Origin of the sequence: Bacteroides sp. AM44-19 (assembly GCF_003603395.1) — a bacterium.
GTDB lineage: Bacteria > Bacteroidota > Bacteroidia > Bacteroidales > Bacteroidaceae > Bacteroides > Bacteroides uniformis.
Genome location: NZ_QTNB01000006.1, coordinates 1 through 15,441, shown reverse-complemented (window position 1 = coordinate 15,441; position 15,441 = coordinate 1). Strand labels below are relative to the sequence as shown.

General features: G+C 45.8%; 22 protein-coding genes, 1 tRNA gene and 1 pseudogene. 8 read left to right on the top strand and 16 right to left on the bottom strand.

The window, feature by feature from the left end; genetic code table 11:
- Nucleotides 1-109: 109 nt before the first annotated feature.
- The 5 genes from DW947_RS10890 (at nucleotide 110) to DW947_RS10870 (ending at nucleotide 3,880) form a co-directional block, all read left to right on the top strand.
- Nucleotides 110-1,411: a reverse transcriptase domain-containing protein gene (locus tag DW947_RS10890; protein WP_119958502.1), complete on the top strand. Its 1,302-nt coding sequence runs from the start codon at nucleotides 110-112 to the stop codon at nucleotides 1,409-1,411.
- On the top strand, nucleotides 1,408-1,893 hold the full coding sequence (locus DW947_RS10885; protein WP_119958501.1) for a hypothetical protein: 486 nt from the start codon (nucleotides 1,408-1,410) through the stop codon (nucleotides 1,891-1,893). The genes DW947_RS10890 and DW947_RS10885 overlap by 4 nt, the downstream gene beginning before the upstream one ends.
- Nucleotides 1,894-2,091: 198 nt before the next feature.
- Entirely contained in the window at nucleotides 2,092-2,334 is a 243-nt protein-coding gene (locus DW947_RS21835; protein WP_032951854.1) for a hypothetical protein, read from the top strand.
- Between the two features lie 71 nt (nucleotides 2,335-2,405).
- Nucleotides 2,406-3,044, top strand: a complete 639-nt coding sequence (locus DW947_RS10875; protein WP_119958500.1) for a thymidylate synthase — start codon at nucleotides 2,406-2,408, stop codon at nucleotides 3,042-3,044.
- Entirely contained in the window at nucleotides 3,041-3,880 is an 840-nt protein-coding gene (locus DW947_RS10870) for a DNA adenine methylase (protein ID WP_119958499.1), read from the top strand. The genes DW947_RS10875 and DW947_RS10870 overlap by 4 nt, the downstream gene beginning before the upstream one ends.
- A gap of 84 nt (nucleotides 3,881-3,964) precedes the next feature.
- Here DW947_RS10870 and DW947_RS10865 read toward each other — a convergent pair whose 3' ends face one another.
- The 15 genes from DW947_RS10865 to DW947_RS10790 all read right to left on the bottom strand — a co-directional run bounded on the left by DW947_RS10865 (nucleotide 3,965) and on the right by DW947_RS10790 (nucleotide 11,992).
- On the bottom strand, nucleotides 3,965-4,399 hold the full coding sequence (locus tag DW947_RS10865) for a hypothetical protein (RefSeq protein ID WP_117911352.1): 435 nt from the start codon (nucleotides 4,397-4,399) through the stop codon (nucleotides 3,965-3,967).
- Nucleotides 4,396-4,956 (bottom strand): phage virion morphogenesis protein, encoded by a 561-nt coding sequence (locus DW947_RS10860; RefSeq protein WP_008782239.1) that lies wholly within the window; start codon nucleotides 4,954-4,956, stop codon nucleotides 4,396-4,398. Before DW947_RS10860 ends, DW947_RS10865 begins: the two co-directional genes overlap by 4 nt.
- 236 nt (nucleotides 4,957-5,192) lie before the next feature.
- Complete coding sequence (locus DW947_RS10850) at nucleotides 5,193-5,429, bottom strand: molecular chaperone DnaJ (protein ID WP_117911348.1); 237 nt, start codon at nucleotides 5,427-5,429, stop codon at nucleotides 5,193-5,195.
- A gap of 11 nt (nucleotides 5,430-5,440) precedes the next feature.
- Nucleotides 5,441-6,109 carry a DUF3164 family protein gene (locus DW947_RS10845; protein WP_117817375.1) on the bottom strand — a complete coding sequence of 223 codons (669 nt, stop codon included), beginning with the start codon at nucleotides 6,107-6,109 and terminating at the stop codon, nucleotides 5,441-5,443.
- An 18-nt stretch (nucleotides 6,110-6,127) separates the two neighbouring features.
- On the bottom strand, nucleotides 6,128-6,310 hold the full coding sequence (locus tag DW947_RS10840; protein WP_005798303.1) for a hypothetical protein: 183 nt from the start codon (nucleotides 6,308-6,310) through the stop codon (nucleotides 6,128-6,130).
- Between the two features lie 6 nt (nucleotides 6,311-6,316).
- Nucleotides 6,317-6,811: a hypothetical protein gene (locus DW947_RS10835; protein WP_119958498.1), complete on the bottom strand. Its 495-nt coding sequence runs from the start codon at nucleotides 6,809-6,811 to the stop codon at nucleotides 6,317-6,319.
- A gap of 1 nt (nucleotide 6,812) precedes the next feature.
- Nucleotides 6,813-7,085, bottom strand: a complete 273-nt coding sequence (locus tag DW947_RS10830) for a hypothetical protein (protein ID WP_005798305.1) — start codon at nucleotides 7,083-7,085, stop codon at nucleotides 6,813-6,815.
- 11 nt (nucleotides 7,086-7,096) lie between these two features.
- Nucleotides 7,097-7,393 (bottom strand): DUF4406 domain-containing protein, encoded by a 297-nt coding sequence (locus tag DW947_RS10825; RefSeq protein ID WP_005798306.1) that lies wholly within the window; start codon nucleotides 7,391-7,393, stop codon nucleotides 7,097-7,099.
- A gap of 1 nt (nucleotide 7,394) precedes the next feature.
- A complete protein-coding gene (locus DW947_RS10820) occupies nucleotides 7,395-7,637 on the bottom strand; it encodes a hypothetical protein (RefSeq protein WP_005798307.1) in 243 nt (80 codons plus the stop codon).
- Nucleotides 7,638-7,639: 2 nt separating this feature from the next.
- Nucleotides 7,640-8,266: an AAA family ATPase gene (locus DW947_RS10815; protein WP_117911340.1), complete on the bottom strand. Its 627-nt coding sequence runs from the start codon at nucleotides 8,264-8,266 to the stop codon at nucleotides 7,640-7,642.
- Entirely contained in the window at nucleotides 8,266-9,144 is an 879-nt protein-coding gene (locus DW947_RS10810; protein WP_117911338.1) for an AAA family ATPase, read from the bottom strand. The genes DW947_RS10815 and DW947_RS10810 overlap by 1 nt, the downstream gene beginning before the upstream one ends.
- Nucleotides 9,145-9,182: 38 nt before the next feature.
- The gene (locus DW947_RS10805; RefSeq protein ID WP_119958497.1) at nucleotides 9,183-11,222 is read right to left on the bottom strand and encodes a hypothetical protein; all 2,040 of its coding nucleotides are present in this window, start codon (nucleotides 11,220-11,222) and stop codon (nucleotides 9,183-9,185) included.
- 9 nt (nucleotides 11,223-11,231) lie between these two features.
- Nucleotides 11,232-11,606, bottom strand: a complete 375-nt coding sequence (locus DW947_RS10800) for a hypothetical protein (protein ID WP_117817365.1) — start codon at nucleotides 11,604-11,606, stop codon at nucleotides 11,232-11,234.
- A 25-nt stretch (nucleotides 11,607-11,631) separates the two neighbouring features.
- Nucleotides 11,632-11,714 (bottom strand) — tRNA-Arg (locus DW947_RS10795).
- A 47-nt stretch (nucleotides 11,715-11,761) separates the two neighbouring features.
- Nucleotides 11,762-11,992 (bottom strand): hypothetical protein, encoded by a 231-nt coding sequence (locus tag DW947_RS10790; protein ID WP_118027140.1) that lies wholly within the window; start codon nucleotides 11,990-11,992, stop codon nucleotides 11,762-11,764.
- A gap of 109 nt (nucleotides 11,993-12,101) precedes the next feature.
- Between DW947_RS10790 and DW947_RS10785 the strand changes: the two genes are divergently transcribed.
- Nucleotides 12,102-12,614 carry a hypothetical protein gene (locus tag DW947_RS10785; RefSeq protein WP_005798321.1) on the top strand — a complete coding sequence of 171 codons (513 nt, stop codon included), beginning with the start codon at nucleotides 12,102-12,104 and terminating at the stop codon, nucleotides 12,612-12,614.
- A gap of 418 nt (nucleotides 12,615-13,032) precedes the next feature.
- Here DW947_RS10785 and DW947_RS10775 read toward each other — a convergent pair whose 3' ends face one another.
- Nucleotides 13,033-13,275, bottom strand: a complete 243-nt coding sequence (locus tag DW947_RS10775) for a hypothetical protein (protein ID WP_005798322.1) — start codon at nucleotides 13,273-13,275, stop codon at nucleotides 13,033-13,035.
- 546 nt (nucleotides 13,276-13,821) lie between these two features.
- On the opposite strand from DW947_RS10775, the pseudogene DW947_RS10770 reads away from it, so the two are divergent.
- Nucleotides 13,822-14,619: pseudogene (locus DW947_RS10770) on the top strand (response regulator); the annotation flags it as partial.
- An 89-nt stretch (nucleotides 14,620-14,708) separates the two neighbouring features.
- Entirely contained in the window at nucleotides 14,709-15,320 is a 612-nt protein-coding gene (locus DW947_RS10765; RefSeq protein WP_005828517.1) for a helix-turn-helix transcriptional regulator, read from the top strand.
- Nucleotides 15,321-15,441: the final 121 nt, after the last annotated feature.

Here is a 15,441-nt window from a genome sequence, read left to right as displayed (position 1 = left end):
AAATCACGCGTCGGGTGGAGTTTGGTAGGCTGTTATCAGTTCGAAGAAGTCAGGCCCGGGGAAAGGAAGGCCCTTATCTTCCGTATTTACAAACCAACAGCAGAACCGTATGCGCAGGGAAGGATACATCATAGAGGAAATCATCGAATACTCCAATATGTCGGAGGCATTCGATGCCGTACTGCGTGGAACCGATCGTAAAGAGTCCACTCAAGGGGAAAAACTGCTTGCCCGTAGGGAGAAGGTTATATCCGAACTTACTGCTGCCATTGAAAATGGTTCGTTTCAACTTGGTGGATACCATGAGACGGAAATCAAAGAGTATGGCAAAAGTCGCATCCTGCAGATTTTATCCATGTATGACCGCATTGCAGTATATGCCGTAATGAACGTGGTGGACCGTCACCTACAGAAACGCTATATCCGGACTACCGGGGCCAGCATTAAACGACGTGGCACTCATGATCTGATGCACTGCATACGTACCGATTTGCAAAAAGACCCGGAGCGCACGCTGTATGCCTACAAGTTTGACATCCGCAGGTTCTACGACAATGTGCGGCAGGATTTTGTGATGTGGTGTTTCCGCAGGGTATTCAAGGATGAAAGGCTGTTGGTGCTGCTGGAGCGGTTCGTGACACTGCTGCCGGAAGGTATCAGCTTTGGACTGCGCAGTTCACAAGGAGCAGGCAACCTGCTTCTGTCTGTATTTTTAGACCACTATCTGAAGGATAGGTACGGGGTTCGTTATTACTACCGCTATTGCGATGACGGACTGGTACTAGGTAAAACGAAAGCGGAATTGTGGAAGATTCGTGATGTTATTCACGGGCAAATGGAGAAAATAGACTTGGAAATTAAGCCGAATGAACGGGTATTCCCTGTAGAAGAAGGCATTGATTTCCTTGGCTATGTTATTCGTCCTGACTATGTGAGATTGCGGAAACGTATCAAGCAGAAGTTTGCCCGGAAGATGCACGAGGTAAAATCGAGAAAAAGACGGCGAGAACTGATTGCCAGTTTCTACGGCATGACGAAACACGCCGACTGTAATAAGTTGTTTAAAAAATTAACAGGCAAAGAAATGAGAAGTTTTAAAGACTTGAATGTCGCTTACAAGCCGGAGGACGGCAAGAAGCGATTTCCCGGCGTGGTGGTAAGCATCCGGGAACTGGTAAACTTACCGATTGTAGTGAAGGATTTTGAGACCGGTATCAAGACCGAGCAGGGAGAAGACCGCTGTATTGTGGCCATCGAAGTGAACGGCGAGGCAAAGAAATTCTTCACCAACAGCGAGGAAATGAAGAATATTCTCGCACAAGTGAAAGAAATGCCGGATGGCTTTCCGTTTGAAACGACCATCAAGACAGAGACCTTCGGCAAAGGTAGAACCAAATACGTGTTTACATGAGAAGAGTTGAAGGAAGTGCCGGTGTGTCGCTGATGGAATGCACGAACCCGGTTAAAGACAAATGGCGCATCCGCTGGGATGTGCAGGAGAAAGAGAACGGCTCTGCCTCCTACATGGAAGAGGAGTTCAGCCATAAGCCCACTGATGAAGAAATCCGCACATTGGTTATGTCCTGGTATAACAGCCAGACTGATGCAGCTATCCTGTCCGGATTCGTGTATAAGGATGCCCCTGTATGGCTTTCTACAGAAAACCAGTACAACTATAAGGCAGCATACGACTTGGCTGTTCAGACGGGCGGAGAGACCCTTCCAGTTACATTCAAATTCGGTTCGGATGAGCAACCCGAATACCATACCTTTGATAATTTGGATGAATTGAAGGACTTCTATACGAAAGCGGTAAGGTATATCCAAAAGGCTCTGGCTGAAGGCTGGAAGAAGAAGGATAAGTTCAATTTGGAATTATACCGGATTGAATGATTGACAATCCCACGGGGGAGGGATAAAAAAAGCCCCCGGCCTGTTAATTAGTCGTCTCACTTACTTATTAACACCAAAAACGCAGAACCGCGCGACCGGGGGCAAATACCCTCGCTCGCGGTTCTGCGTTTTTTTAAGATGTACGCATAAAGCGCATAAATAAGTGAGACAGTGCAAATGTACAAAATTTAACTGGATATGAAAGTAATTGAGATACTAAAATTGAACAGGGAGCTTTTAAAAACATGCCATTACATGGGCATACGACCCGATGATGTGCAATATATAGAACTATATAATGAATATAACAAGTTGCATACCAATGGTGAAAAAGTGTCTTATATCGTAGCAACGCTTTCCCTACGATATGGCATCAGTGAACGAAAGGTATATGACCTGATCAGGCGTTTTAAAACCGACTGCAATTTGTGTGCAGTGTAATCAGGACTTCCTCCCACTAAAGGCAAACTCCCCTACCCTACCTTTGTATCGCAATAAACAACATTCATATCATGAACAAATATTATCAAATCTTAGGCAAGGTGCTTTCATCCGGAAAGATGCAAAGCAATAAGAAAGGGAATATCCGCTACCTGCTGAATGAACAGCTGACGCTGCTCCCTGCCGACCTTCTGGATATATTCGAAGGGCATACCATAGCGCGGAAGAAGTTAAAAAACGAGCTACAACTGTTTATGAGAGGCGAGCGCAACGTGGAAAGATACAGAGAGGTCGGCATCAACTGGTGGGACTACTGCGGCTCAATCCTTGTGAACAGCTACCCAACCTATTTTGAAAAACTGCCGCCACTCATCGAACGCATAAACAGGGAAAAAAGGAACAGCAAAAACTATATATTGTTTCTCGGATCTACAGGAACAGAAAGTAACCAGGCTCCATGCCTTAGTCTTGTTCAGTTCCAGATAGAGCAAGGAGAACTGGTCATGACTGCCTATCAGCGAAGCAGTGATGCAAATTTAGGACTGCCGGCAGATATTTATCATTTGTACTTAATATCAAGGCAGATTGAGTTGCCGCTAAAATCCATCACCCTGAATCTGGGGAACGTGCATATTTACGAAAACAACATCGACAAAACAGAACAGCTGCTTGCCGGCAATGAAAATGTAAAATTTGAATTGAACGTATGAGAAAGATGTATCTGTCAGCCCCTCTCCCATTTGTCGGGCAAAAGCGCATGTTCGCCAAGGAGTTCATGAAAGTGCTGGAGCAATATCCGGATGGAACATTGTTTGTTGACCTGTTCGGTGGCTCTGGACTATTATCTCACATTGCCAAATCCCTCAAACCCCACTCTACTGTTATCTATAATGACTTCGATAACTACCGCTTCCGCATGAAGCATATTCCGCAGACAAATCAGTTGCTTGCTGACATTCGCGAAATGGTAGGGAATTCCGTACCACGTCATAAAATCATTAAAGGGGAACTGCGTGAACGAATATTAAGCCGCATCGAGCAGGAAGAGAATACCACCGGATATGTGGATTTCATTACCCTCTCCTCCTCTATCTTGTTTTCCATGAAATACAAACTGTCTGTTCAGGATATGCGGAAGGAAGCTCTGTACAACAATATACGTAAGACCGGCTACCCGGAATGTGCGGACTATCTTGAAGGGTTGGAAATCGTATCTTGCGATTACAAAGAAGTGTTCAACCGGTATAAAGATATTCCTGGGGTAGTATTTCTTGTTGATCCGCCCTATCTGTCCACTGACGTAGGAACCTATAACATGTACTGGAATATGGCCGACTACCTGGATGTGCTGAATGTACTGAAGGGGCATTCATACGTATATTTCACTTCCAACAAATCTTCAATTCTGGAGTTGTGTGAATGGATAGGTAGAAACAGGGATTTGGGTAATCCTTTTGAAAACTGCACAAAGGTGGAATTCAATGCTCACATGAATTACAGCTCTTCTTACACGGATATGATGCTTTACAAGAAAAAAGCCGCCTGATGTCGTTTACTTTGCCTGTATTGAACAAAAAAGCCGCAGACGGTAATTTATACGTCCACGGCTTTCCCTTTCTAATAAAGACGGCTATTGCATCCGCTTGATAGCCACACACTGGTACACCTCAATACTTTCCACAATATCCTCATGGTTGTGATTGGTATCACTCTCCACCAGGTCCAGCTCCAGAAAGGTTTCCCCACTCAAGCCGGCAAGCCGTGCATGAATCAGCCCGGGCAGGTCAAACACCTTCAGCGCATCTTCCTGCAGCTCGCTTCCATCAGCACTCGAACCTTCCCAGTCTGTCACGATGTGCAGCTTGATTAAAGGTTCTGCCCGGTATTCCACACCGGGAACAATCGCATTCCACTGTATAGGGCAGAATTCCACAAAGACAGCCGGACGCTCCCAGTTCTCTTCCTGCTCGATGAACTCCACATTGTGGTTCCACAAGTCTATGTGCTTGATAAGGTCAATGGCCTTCAGTTCGCTGCAAAGCAGCCGATAAAGTTCTTTTCTCATTTTCTTATGATATTATATTCAATGGTGAAATACTCTGTTAGATTCTCTTCTACAATCTCACGGACGGCTTTTTCCACTTCAGGCGATGTGCCGAGGAAACGGCGGCGGGGTATCTTGATGGTGCTTCCTTCTTTCTTTAAAGCCATGAACATCCAAAAATCGGCTTCTGTATCAAGCCGGGCATTTCGTTTGTCTTTCCGCAGCTTTCCGTCCTTTCTTCTCCCGAACGACCCAGTGGCCTCATAATACTTATGCCAGAAGAAACGCTTCATCCGCCCTGTCACCACTATTTCACCACCATCATTATGAATGGCCGCATAGGGCAGAGAAGTAAAGAAGGTAATGCTGTTTTCCGTCGTCCGGCTCCCAATACTTTTCCGAAGCGCCCCGGTATCTGTCAGTATGGCTCTGCCTTCATCCCGGATGGGGCTTTTCCGCCGCTGCCATTTTTCACTGAAAAAAGCCTGCCGCTCAAAGTTCTTGTCAAACTCATCGCTCATTTCCACCTGAATGTCTTTCAGTATCCGGGCCACTACTTTTTTAACGTCTTCGTTCATTCCCAGTCAAAGTTAAATTTCAATTGTACCGTATCGTCCGGCAAATCGTTTTTAGGGTCTGCGGACGCTTTAAGCATATTGTAGAATGTACGCTCACTAATAGCATACACAGGATATATGTACCGCCGCCATATTTCACGGTTCGGTACCCCGTGACTAGCATAATGGTCATATATCCTGTTTACTTCTGCTACACGCTTCTGATAACTAACTCCGTGCCGCTTTCCCATATAGGTTTAATCGTTCATAGATGGTTTTACTTTAGGTTTATAGGGACGGATGTCAAGCGTCATTTTTGCGCTTACCATTACCCGGCCACTTCCTTCGCACTGTCTGCAGACTTCCTCAACGGTTTCGCTTCGCTTCTTTCCAAAGATCCGAGAGGGATATTCTACAACTTTCTTCACTTTACCTGTACCGTGGCAAGCACGGCACAGGGCTACTTTCGGAGATTTCTCCACTTCTTGTATCATAGTTCTATAATTTATGATTCTGTCATTCCCAGTGGAATAGGTTTCCACATTCCGTTTTCGTTCTTGATTTCAGCACGGATGAACTGTTTGCTTACTTCCGGCTGGTAGGCTTCCTCAATGATGCGTACACCTTCAATGAAACGTTCATCTCCGGTTTCCATGGCCACTTTGCGAAGCTGCACAATGCGTGAAGCCTTCAGCGTACCCTTTGCATCACGGGCCAACAGACGAAGCACCATGCTCACCAGTGCCTTGGTCTTTTCATCTTTGGCCAAACCTTCGATATATTCCTTCACAATGGCTATACCGTCTTCCACCGTGTCACGGTAACCGTCGGTCACATACACACCCAGCGTGATTCGCTTGTCGCCTTCACTGTTAGTAAAGGTATGGCTGCGCTGGTCATCCTTCACCTTGGTCTTGAAAAGGTCTGCCTTCATTTCCAGAATGGTTTTGAAGTTGTCCATCACAGTCTGCTTGCTTGCCTTGATCTGCTCACTGATGCCCAGCAGTACCGGAATGGAGTTGGCTATCTCCTCATCCACCATCTGTTTGTACATTTCGCGGTCATTCTTGGCTTTTTCCTCTGCCGCTTTCTTTGCTTTTTCTCTCTGGAAGGCTTCAAATTCCGCCTTTTCCTCTGCCGTCATTACCACGGTCGTTTGTTTCATTTCTTCCATGATTCTTGTTTTTTGGGGTTATTGGTTTTCATAATCCTGCATTTCAGGTTCGTCTTCCATCAGCATAGCCTCTCCGTTGGCGTATGCCCAGTCAGCCAGTTCGCTATAAAACTCGGCTGCATCCTGCTTCTCCATATCAGAGGCAAGCAGGTTGATTTCCTTTTTCAGATTCTCTAAAATCTTTGTGTTTCTATTTTCCATATCCTATCAGTTTGCCGGAGCATCAGGGTCAATCTGAATGAGTGATACCATGCTCACGGGGTTAATCGTTTGCTTTTCTTTCCTGGGCTTCAAACCGCCTTTCCGTTGTATGGACCGAAGCTTTACCGCCAGTTCATCCAGTTCGTCCACCGTAATCTGTCTGAACGCCTTGCCGACTATTCGGGGATTACTGCAGAAGTCATTGATTCGTGCCCAGTCGGATGTATCTATGCCCAGCTTCTGCATCAGGTTCAGACAGAGACTCCGTTTCCGCCGCAGCTCCTCACGCAGCTTCTGTCGCCATTCGTCTTGTCCGCTCAGCTTCTCCAGAGCCGTACAGCAGGCTTCATACTCCTTGGCTGTCATTTCCTTCAGACTGTCCGTCCGGTTCCACGTGTACTGCAGCACAATGCTTTTCTTGAATTCTTCCCGGTCTCCTGTACAGGGCAGCTTGTTGAACAATGCATAGAACCGGGCGAAATTGGTTACTTCCTGTGCCATATCATTTGCCATTAAGAATCATTTCACATTCAGTTGATTTGGTACTGACACGATAAATTATCTTATCCGTCTTCACTGATTTAGCTTTGTATTCAGCCTCAATTTGCCCAGCAAATATCTTTTTGAATTCAGCACCCATTTTAGAAAGTATTTCCTTGTTGTACTCCCCGCAAAATCCTATGCGTGAAGATTGGATTTCACGAATATTTCCTCTATATACCGTAGCAGTCAACGTCATCACCACAACACCGGTTTCCATTTTTATTTTTCCCATATCGACCATTTTTACTCAAACAATACTTTAATGCCACACGAACTGGCCACATCAAGCTCCAGTTTAGCACCTTTGCTCAGTTCCCAATCCTTCAGCATATAGATATACTCACAATCCAGCAACAGGCGTATATCCGCCCGCATGTGCTCTCTCCAGTGTGCTTCATCCGGAAGTCCGTTTTTAAATGGATTCACCGGATTGAACCCCATAGCACGCAATCTGTTTTCAGCATCGAGGAACGCACCTTTGCGCTCATCGATATTGTAGTGGGCTATTGCCCCACTGATGTAAACTTTGTCTTTTTCCATATCACTTCTTTTTGATGTTGACTTTACAACTTGGATTCCATATCAGCACATTACGTGCAAACAAGACATCACCCGTTTCTATTACGACATGACCGGGCGTTTTCGCTCTTCTCACTTTCAGGTCACTTTGGATGTTTCGCTCCAGCCAGTCATCCAACACTGCCCTGCTGGAACTTCCGTCCAGCAGAATCTGGAACACTTCCGTTCCGGTGTAGCTTTCAAAAGCCTTTTCGTTATTATCCATAATCACTTTGGTAAATTATTACTTGTTTGAATGATTCCGTCCTCCCATACCACATAATAGCTTCCCGGGTCTCCAATGGCGCGGCCTTGACAATAAGCTTTATAACCGACCACTCGAATCTTCATATCACAGATATATTTCAATCTTACAGCACCGCCACCCATTGGCTGGCTCTTCTTTTCCTGGCTGATCCAGATGAAACATTTCTTCGGAAAGGTTTCCATCAGTTCCACAGCCTGCGGATAGTCCCACCCGGCCACCTGAAAGGAATCAATGATGATGAACTTCGGGCTTTTCGGCTTTTTCAGCCGGGCAATCACTTCCTCCAGACTGCCTTCTGTCACCACGCGAAACTTACCCTGCACCTCATTCATCTTCAAATACTCCATACGCCGTTGGAAACTTTGGTTGATTTTCTCTTCGTAACTCATGTACAGCACCGTCCCATAGTTACACAGTTCCTTTCCAAGCTGCATTACAAAACTGCTCTTCCCGCTGGCACTGGCACCGCTGATGAACCACGAAGCGTTCTCTGCCGGGAACCCGAAAGGTTTGCTCCATTTCTCATTCCACGGCAGAGTAACCCATTTCTTGGCGGCTATTTCCTTCGGACTGTACGCACGCTTCATTATTCCGCTGTCATTTTAAGTTTTTCAATCTCAGTATAAACTCTTCTCAAACCACCGCGTGTCTTCCGTACAATCTGGGCTATATCAGCACCTGCCGGGGCATTTACCTTGGCTACAATACGTGCCTGGTTGTTCAAGAACTGTTCGCGCTCCTTGCCATCATCCGGAGTCACCTTGCTGTACCGGTCACCATAACGGCTCAACATTTCGGTATAACCCACCTTCTTGCATTCTATGGAGCGGTTGATTTTCTCTTTCAATCCGTCTGCCCCCATCATGTACCAGGCGCAGCAGCGTTCAGTGGCATTCCACAAGGCCTTCAGTTCAAGGAAAGCTTCATACTGCAGGTCGCCTGCTTCATCGAGGATGATAAGCGGGGTTTCCATAGAACGGAGGTAATATACCAGGTCTTCATACACATCAGAATACTTTCCCTTACTGTCCACCCCAAACTCTGCAGCAATCTTGCGTACCAGCTTCAATTTGGTCTTGACCTGCGAGCAGTCGATATAAACGGCATTCTTGTGGCTCTGCACATAATAACGTGCCGTGAAAGTCTTGCCGATATTGGGCATGTCGCACAAGATACCCGACAGGCTGGACTGCTGTGAAAACTCCAGCTGGGCTGTGATATATTCAAATGTCGGGGTTTTAGCTGCTTTCCATTCCATTTCACCACGGAGGTTCACCCCTAATTTCCGGGCAATGCTTATCCAGTTGGCATCGCTCAGGGCTTTGTCTGTCTGTCCGTTTTTGATTGCACTGTACACAGACGTACTGATGCCCAAGGAGGCAGCATGCTTGGCATCACTGGGATAGTTCACACGGTTGCCGGCTATCGCTGCTATAATCTTCTGTTTTTGCGCTTCTGTAATCATAATTCTAACGCTGTTTTAATGTTGTTCTAATTCTGTTCTTACATATCACTGATGGCTCTCATTGCCTCGCTTATTCCGGAGTGCCATTCATAATCAGATTCCGGATCTGCCGACAAATCGGCTGGCAAATCATCGGATAGTTCCACCGGGGGAAGTTCCAGTTCCTCTTCCGGATCATCCGTTGGCTGATTGAGTGTACCGGTTCCCACCTTTCCGATGGCGTGGTCATTGAGGTATTTGCTGAAATGACTCAGAACTTTGTTTTGCTCTGTATAGGCTACCCGGTCTTCTTCGGTCTGTTCTGCCATCACCCGGTTGTAAGTCACTACCGGACGAACCTTGTCAAGGTAGCGGTCGTTCTGGTACAGGAAGACATCCGTAGGCTTACCCTCTTCATCCGGCAGATAGTAAGCCGTCACCTTGCGGTTGTTTGGTTCCAGCTGCTCCAGCACTTCCGGACCGCTCAGCCACCAGTCCGCATTTGCCACACGTACTGTGGAATTTCTACGAATACTGGTATCTACCTTTTCTCCGATATATCTGCTCAAGGTCAGTTTATCAAGCGGTCGAAGGGTCGGATTGATTTTGGCTACGAGCACATCCCAACGGGTCATTCCGGGGTATTTCTTTTGATTGGGGTGAAGCGTATTGTTCCATTCTTCACAATCGCGCCGGTCGTCCGCCACAAGCTCTTCAAACGTATAATACTTTCTGTCTTCCCAGGTGTGGTTGCTGCTGTCACTCACTTTCTTCTGGTCCACCCGCCGTGCACCTTTGTTATGCCAGCGGCCAATGGCTTCATGGTTCTTATGTGCTATGGTTGTCTTGAACGCACCGTTCAGAGCTTCAGCATATTTCTCCTGTGAGTTCTGTGGGGCACAGAAATGCACAAACTTAAATACCTCACCTGCCTTCAGAAATCCTCCTTTATACTTGCTCATCAAGTGCTGCTCCACCTCAATACCGGCTGGAATACCCCATCCGTTGCGTTCGATGAGCCGGAACATATCACGAAAACAGTCCACTACCAAGGCATCATCCTTATCCCGCCCGTAGGCCAGCCCGATACGGCACTGGCTCACCACATCATAGGCATAATAGGCATGCACATACTCGCCGCCTTTCATTCTGCGCGGCAAATCCACGTCATCCATCGTAATTTGTGACAGTGAGAACTCACCGCCATGACGGTGCATGTGCGGCATTTGCTCATGATAGAACTCCATACGTCCACGCAGGGCTTTTTCTATCAGCAGCTGGCTTGCCGGGTTGTTCAGAATGTTCCGGATAGTGCTTTCGCTCAGTTCTTTCGGCTCCCCGTTCTTGTTCGTAAAATTTTCCGGATTGAATATCTCTCCTGTTTCCAGATCCCATACTTCCAGTTCTCCGCATACAAACGACAGATACATTTCATGCACATCACTGCCGTATGGTTGGTTGGGAAGTACTTTCAAACTCATCACCAGGCGTTCGTCCATGTGAGTTACCTTCCGCTTGTTCTGGTTGCCGAATTTTCCGGTTATCAGACATTCGTAACCGTACTGCTTGTATTCGTTCACTTTCTTGCGGAAACGCAGGGTACTGGCAGGAAGATCATGACCAAAGTCTTCGCGTAAGGTCTCGATGGTAGTGGCCATCATGTCCCAGTTATATTTTTCACCCATCAGTTTGCGGTAATCGTTGCTTCTGTTATAAAGCTTGATACAAGTATTCAGAACTGAAGCATTCACCGCATATTTCCGGGCAAGTTCGTCTGTAGCTCTGTTGCTGGAAGAATGAGAGGCCCAATCCAAAAAAAAGGCTACTGCAGCCTGATCCAGCACATAGTTTGATAGTATCCAGTGGCGAAGTGCCTGCTCTGTTCCACCGGGGTTGTCTTCCTTCACCCGTTCCAGGCACTCGGTAGGCAGACTATTGAGGGCGACCAACGCGCAATTTCCAGCAGCACCTCCACCACGGCGCACCACCTTGATACGACCACGGTTCACCCAGTTCCTATAACAGGATTCGGTGATATAGCCGCCATCTATGAGCTCACGTGCAGAAATACACTGTATGTTACCGTAATACACCAACATAGCCGCCTCCTATCTCAATGCCGATGCAAACGCTTTAATGTGGTCAATCTCCGAAACCATTACATGCTCAAAGGTTTTCACAGTCTCACCTTTGAATATTACCTGGCCGCTACCATCCTTACGGTCAAGCTCTATCAGAGCACCATTGGGACAGTACAGACGAGACACTTTGTCATAGTCGTGGAATACCTCTACCTCCGGAATAACAACCATTACAATACCACCACGGTCCATGGCCAACTTACGGATCTTTGCAGAAAGTTCGGAGTTGCCACGACGGTCATCAAACCGGATAGCGTTATAAACAGTCTTCTCTGTCACGTTGAGCGCCTTTGCAATAAAGTCGCGGTCAGCTTTCGTAATGTGAATGTACCTCTTGTTCATATCTCACTTATTTAATGATTAATATTGGGGGAAGGTTGCGGACTCGAACCGCAGACCATAGCCTCTCCGTAGGAGTTTGGCGTGTTCTACCAACTGAACTAACCTTCCGTGTGTCTCTCCACACCGTCACCCGTCTCTTAACGCCTTCCGGGTCGTCACGCTGGGTTATCCTGAGTATCTTTACTTGATTGATTCTTTAATTCCACGTTCCGAATGGTCTGCAGCAGCTCTGCTTGAAAACATACACACATTGTATAGACCTCATCTTTAAATCTTGAATTCTGCACTGGTTCTACATCTTTCATCTGAATAATAGCACTGGTTAATTCGTTCATCAGGTTATCCAGCGTCTTGGGATTTACTTTCATCAATAATGTCTCTTTCATAATCTTATACTTAAAAATCGCTAATCACACGCCTTTTTTGTATCTTTGGCGCGGTGTTCTTTTTTGAACACGCTGCAAATATACAGAAAATCCTGTAATAACAAAAGATATGAAAGAAAAAAATACAGAAATATCTGCAAGAATAGAAGAGGTTATATTTATCTTGCACACTAATCCAAATAAGTTCGCCAATGCATTAGGGTACAGTAGAGCCCAAACTATCTATGATATAGTAAGCGGAAAGTCTGCTCCAAGCTATGACTTTTTTAAAAGGTTTATAATGTCAGGATATTCTGTATTCATCAACCTTCGATGGTTATTTACTGGGGAAGGGAATCCTATAATTGAAGAAACTTACTATGAATCAGATTTGCCAATTATTAAGGGGGAAATGACAGAAGAGCAAGCACAAGCTAAGTTGAAAGCAGTTAAAGCCGCAAAGAATCAAAACAATATACTTCATGAGGAAACAAATAATAGTACCACTGAATCTTTCTTGTCTATAATAAGAGAGCAGGCAGAAGAAATAGGAAGGCTTAAAGAACAGATTCGCCAAATGACAATCGAAAAGGGAAAACATGTGTCGGATGCACACATTTCCGGTACTGCAAATGTCGGGTAGGCGGATTTACTGTTACCATACACCGGTGATGGGAAACGAAGCGTACCCCCTATCATCCCCCATGATGTCCCCCTCCCAAGCAATCCCCCTCCCCTACCTTCATATATGGGTATAAAAACACTGATATTAGGGCATTTAAAAACTAAAGCGTGAAAAATGATAGGTTTTTAGGGGGGGGCTATCAAATAAAAAACGAGGGGTATTTTTAAAATTATAGTATTTTAGTATGTCTGTATCGCACACCGCCAAAACCCTATTTTGAATATCCAGTTATATAAAAGTGAATATCCACTTTGAATATCCAGCTGAATATCCAGCGTCAAAAAAGACAGATTTCAAGCACAAAAAAAGGGAGGTATAACCACCTCCCCATACCGGATTATTCTAAAGCCGCTTTTGTCTCGTTTTTAGCCGCTTATTATTCATCTGATACATTTCCACTACGCCCGCAAGAAATGAGCGTAGATTGCTTTATTATAGCCTTTTTGGTGCATATAGTACCGTTTCCGGACAATCCTGCATGCAGCAAATAATTCTTCGTTGCACCCACCTGCTCAGCTGTAAAAACGGTATAAACCGCCGAAATGCTGCTGAAATACCAATCTTTCCGCTTTGTTCCTTCTATTCCGTGCGTCAAATGCACATGTATTACCTTTGCCATACTAATAATATTTTGGCACAAATATACCAAATAACTATTATATGGAATAAATTAAGCAATATTATATCAAATAATTAGGTACAAAAAAAGCAGCCGCAGCTGCCATGCACTCCCCCACCCAAATCAACCATGTAAGCCCTATGTAAACCCAATTAAACCTATCTGCAAATCTGTATGCCTAAAAAGTACCTAAATGTAGCTGCAAATTAAACCCACGTAAACGTTTCGTTTTGCAGAGCCATCCACTCATACCTTGCACAACCTTTTGTATATCAACAGGTTTGATGTCTTTTTCTCCCAACCCTCAATATACGTTTCGTTCTGTGCCCCATAGTGCGGAAGCTGGTAAGCCTGCACAATGGAAAAATATACATTGAGAGCACCGAATGCCAAGGCAGTACTGTCAGAATCATCCTTCCCAAAGAGAAAGAACAGTTCAAGAACTTCACTCTGTCCGTTAAGGATAAGAAGACCTTCTATGAACCGGATGTCCCCACCGTTCCTTTGAAACTTGCCGGAGAACTCCGGACTGAAGACAATGACAAACTGCATCGCATCTTGATTGTAGAAGACAATGACGAGCTGCGCAACTATCTCTTCCAGTCGTTCTCCCCGATTTACAATGTACAAGTATGCAACAACGGCAAGGAAGCGCTGACCATTGTAAAACAATTCTGGCCGGAACTGATTCTTTCCGACATCATGATGCCGGAAATGCGAGGCGACGAATTATGCATCGCCATCAAGAACGATATTGAAACATCCCACATCCCGGTAGTACTGCTGACGGCACTGGGAGATGAAAAGAACATTCTCGAAGGACTCCATATCGGTGCGGACGAATATATTGTAAAACCTTTCAGCATAAACATACTGAAAGCCAGCATTGCCAATCTGCTTGCCAACCGCGCATTGCTGCGCAAGAGATATGCGGATTTGGAAATCAATACAGAAGAAGAGCCCTCCACAACTACCACTTGCTCCAACAGTCTCGACTGGAAATTCATGTCGAATGTAAAGAGACATATCGAGGAGAACATGGATAATCCCGATTTCACAGTAGACGTATTGTGCTCGCTCCTGAATATGAGCCGTACCAGTTTCTACAGTAAACTGAAAGCGCTGACCGGCCAGGCACCGGCAGATTTCGTACGGAATATCCGTTTGAAACATGCTGCCGAGCTATTGAAAGAAGGGAAATATTCCGTGACTGAAGTAGCAGAAAGAACCGGTTTCTGCGATGGGAAATACTTCCGGGAAGTCTTTAAGAAATATTTCAATGTCAGCCCCAGCCAATATGCGAAAGGAGACACTCCCCGTTCCCCAAAAGGAGAGGGAGAATAGTTCTGCATAGGAGAATTTTTCATTTTGCAGCCCCGCACAGACAAACCCTAAAAAATAATCCGTATTTTTGCAGAAACAAAAAAACGAGAATGACTCCTGAAATAGCAATCGTCGACTCCAACACCCTCTCCTGTCTGGGACTGCAGAACTTGCTGGAGGAAATCATCCCGACAGCCATCATCCGCTCTTTCCGTTCCTTTGGCGAACTGATGGATGATACGCCTGACATGTATGTGCATTATTTCATCTCTTCACAGATTTACTTCGAGCATACCGCTTTCTTTCTGGAGCGCAAGCCCAAAACCATTGTGCTGGTCAATGGTGAAACCGTCCCCCAACTGTCGGGCATGCCGACGCTAAACATCTATCAGGACGAACAAAATCTGGCAAAAAACATTCTGCAGCTGCGCCAATACGGAAACCAATACAGACAAAACCACGGAAAGCCGGCACCCGCCAGGCACTCGGATATGGCAATAAATACAGCCGCCGGGCACGACCTTTCCGCCCGCGAAATAGAAGTGCTGGTGCTGATTACCAAAGGTCTCATCAACAAGGAGATTGCCGACAAACTGAACATCAGCCTGACCACCGTCATCTCACACCGCAAGAATATCACCGAGAAGCTGGGTATCAAGTCCGTGTCCGGGCTGACTATCTATGCCGTGATGCACGGATATGTGGAAGCGGACAGAATATAATCCTACAACCGGATACATCAGAAGCGAAGTCTTTTCAGAAAGACTTCGCCCCAATTAGTGTGCTAATGTGCTAACATCTAATCGTTCCTCCGTGGGGTAAAAATCGTTCCACCATGGTGGA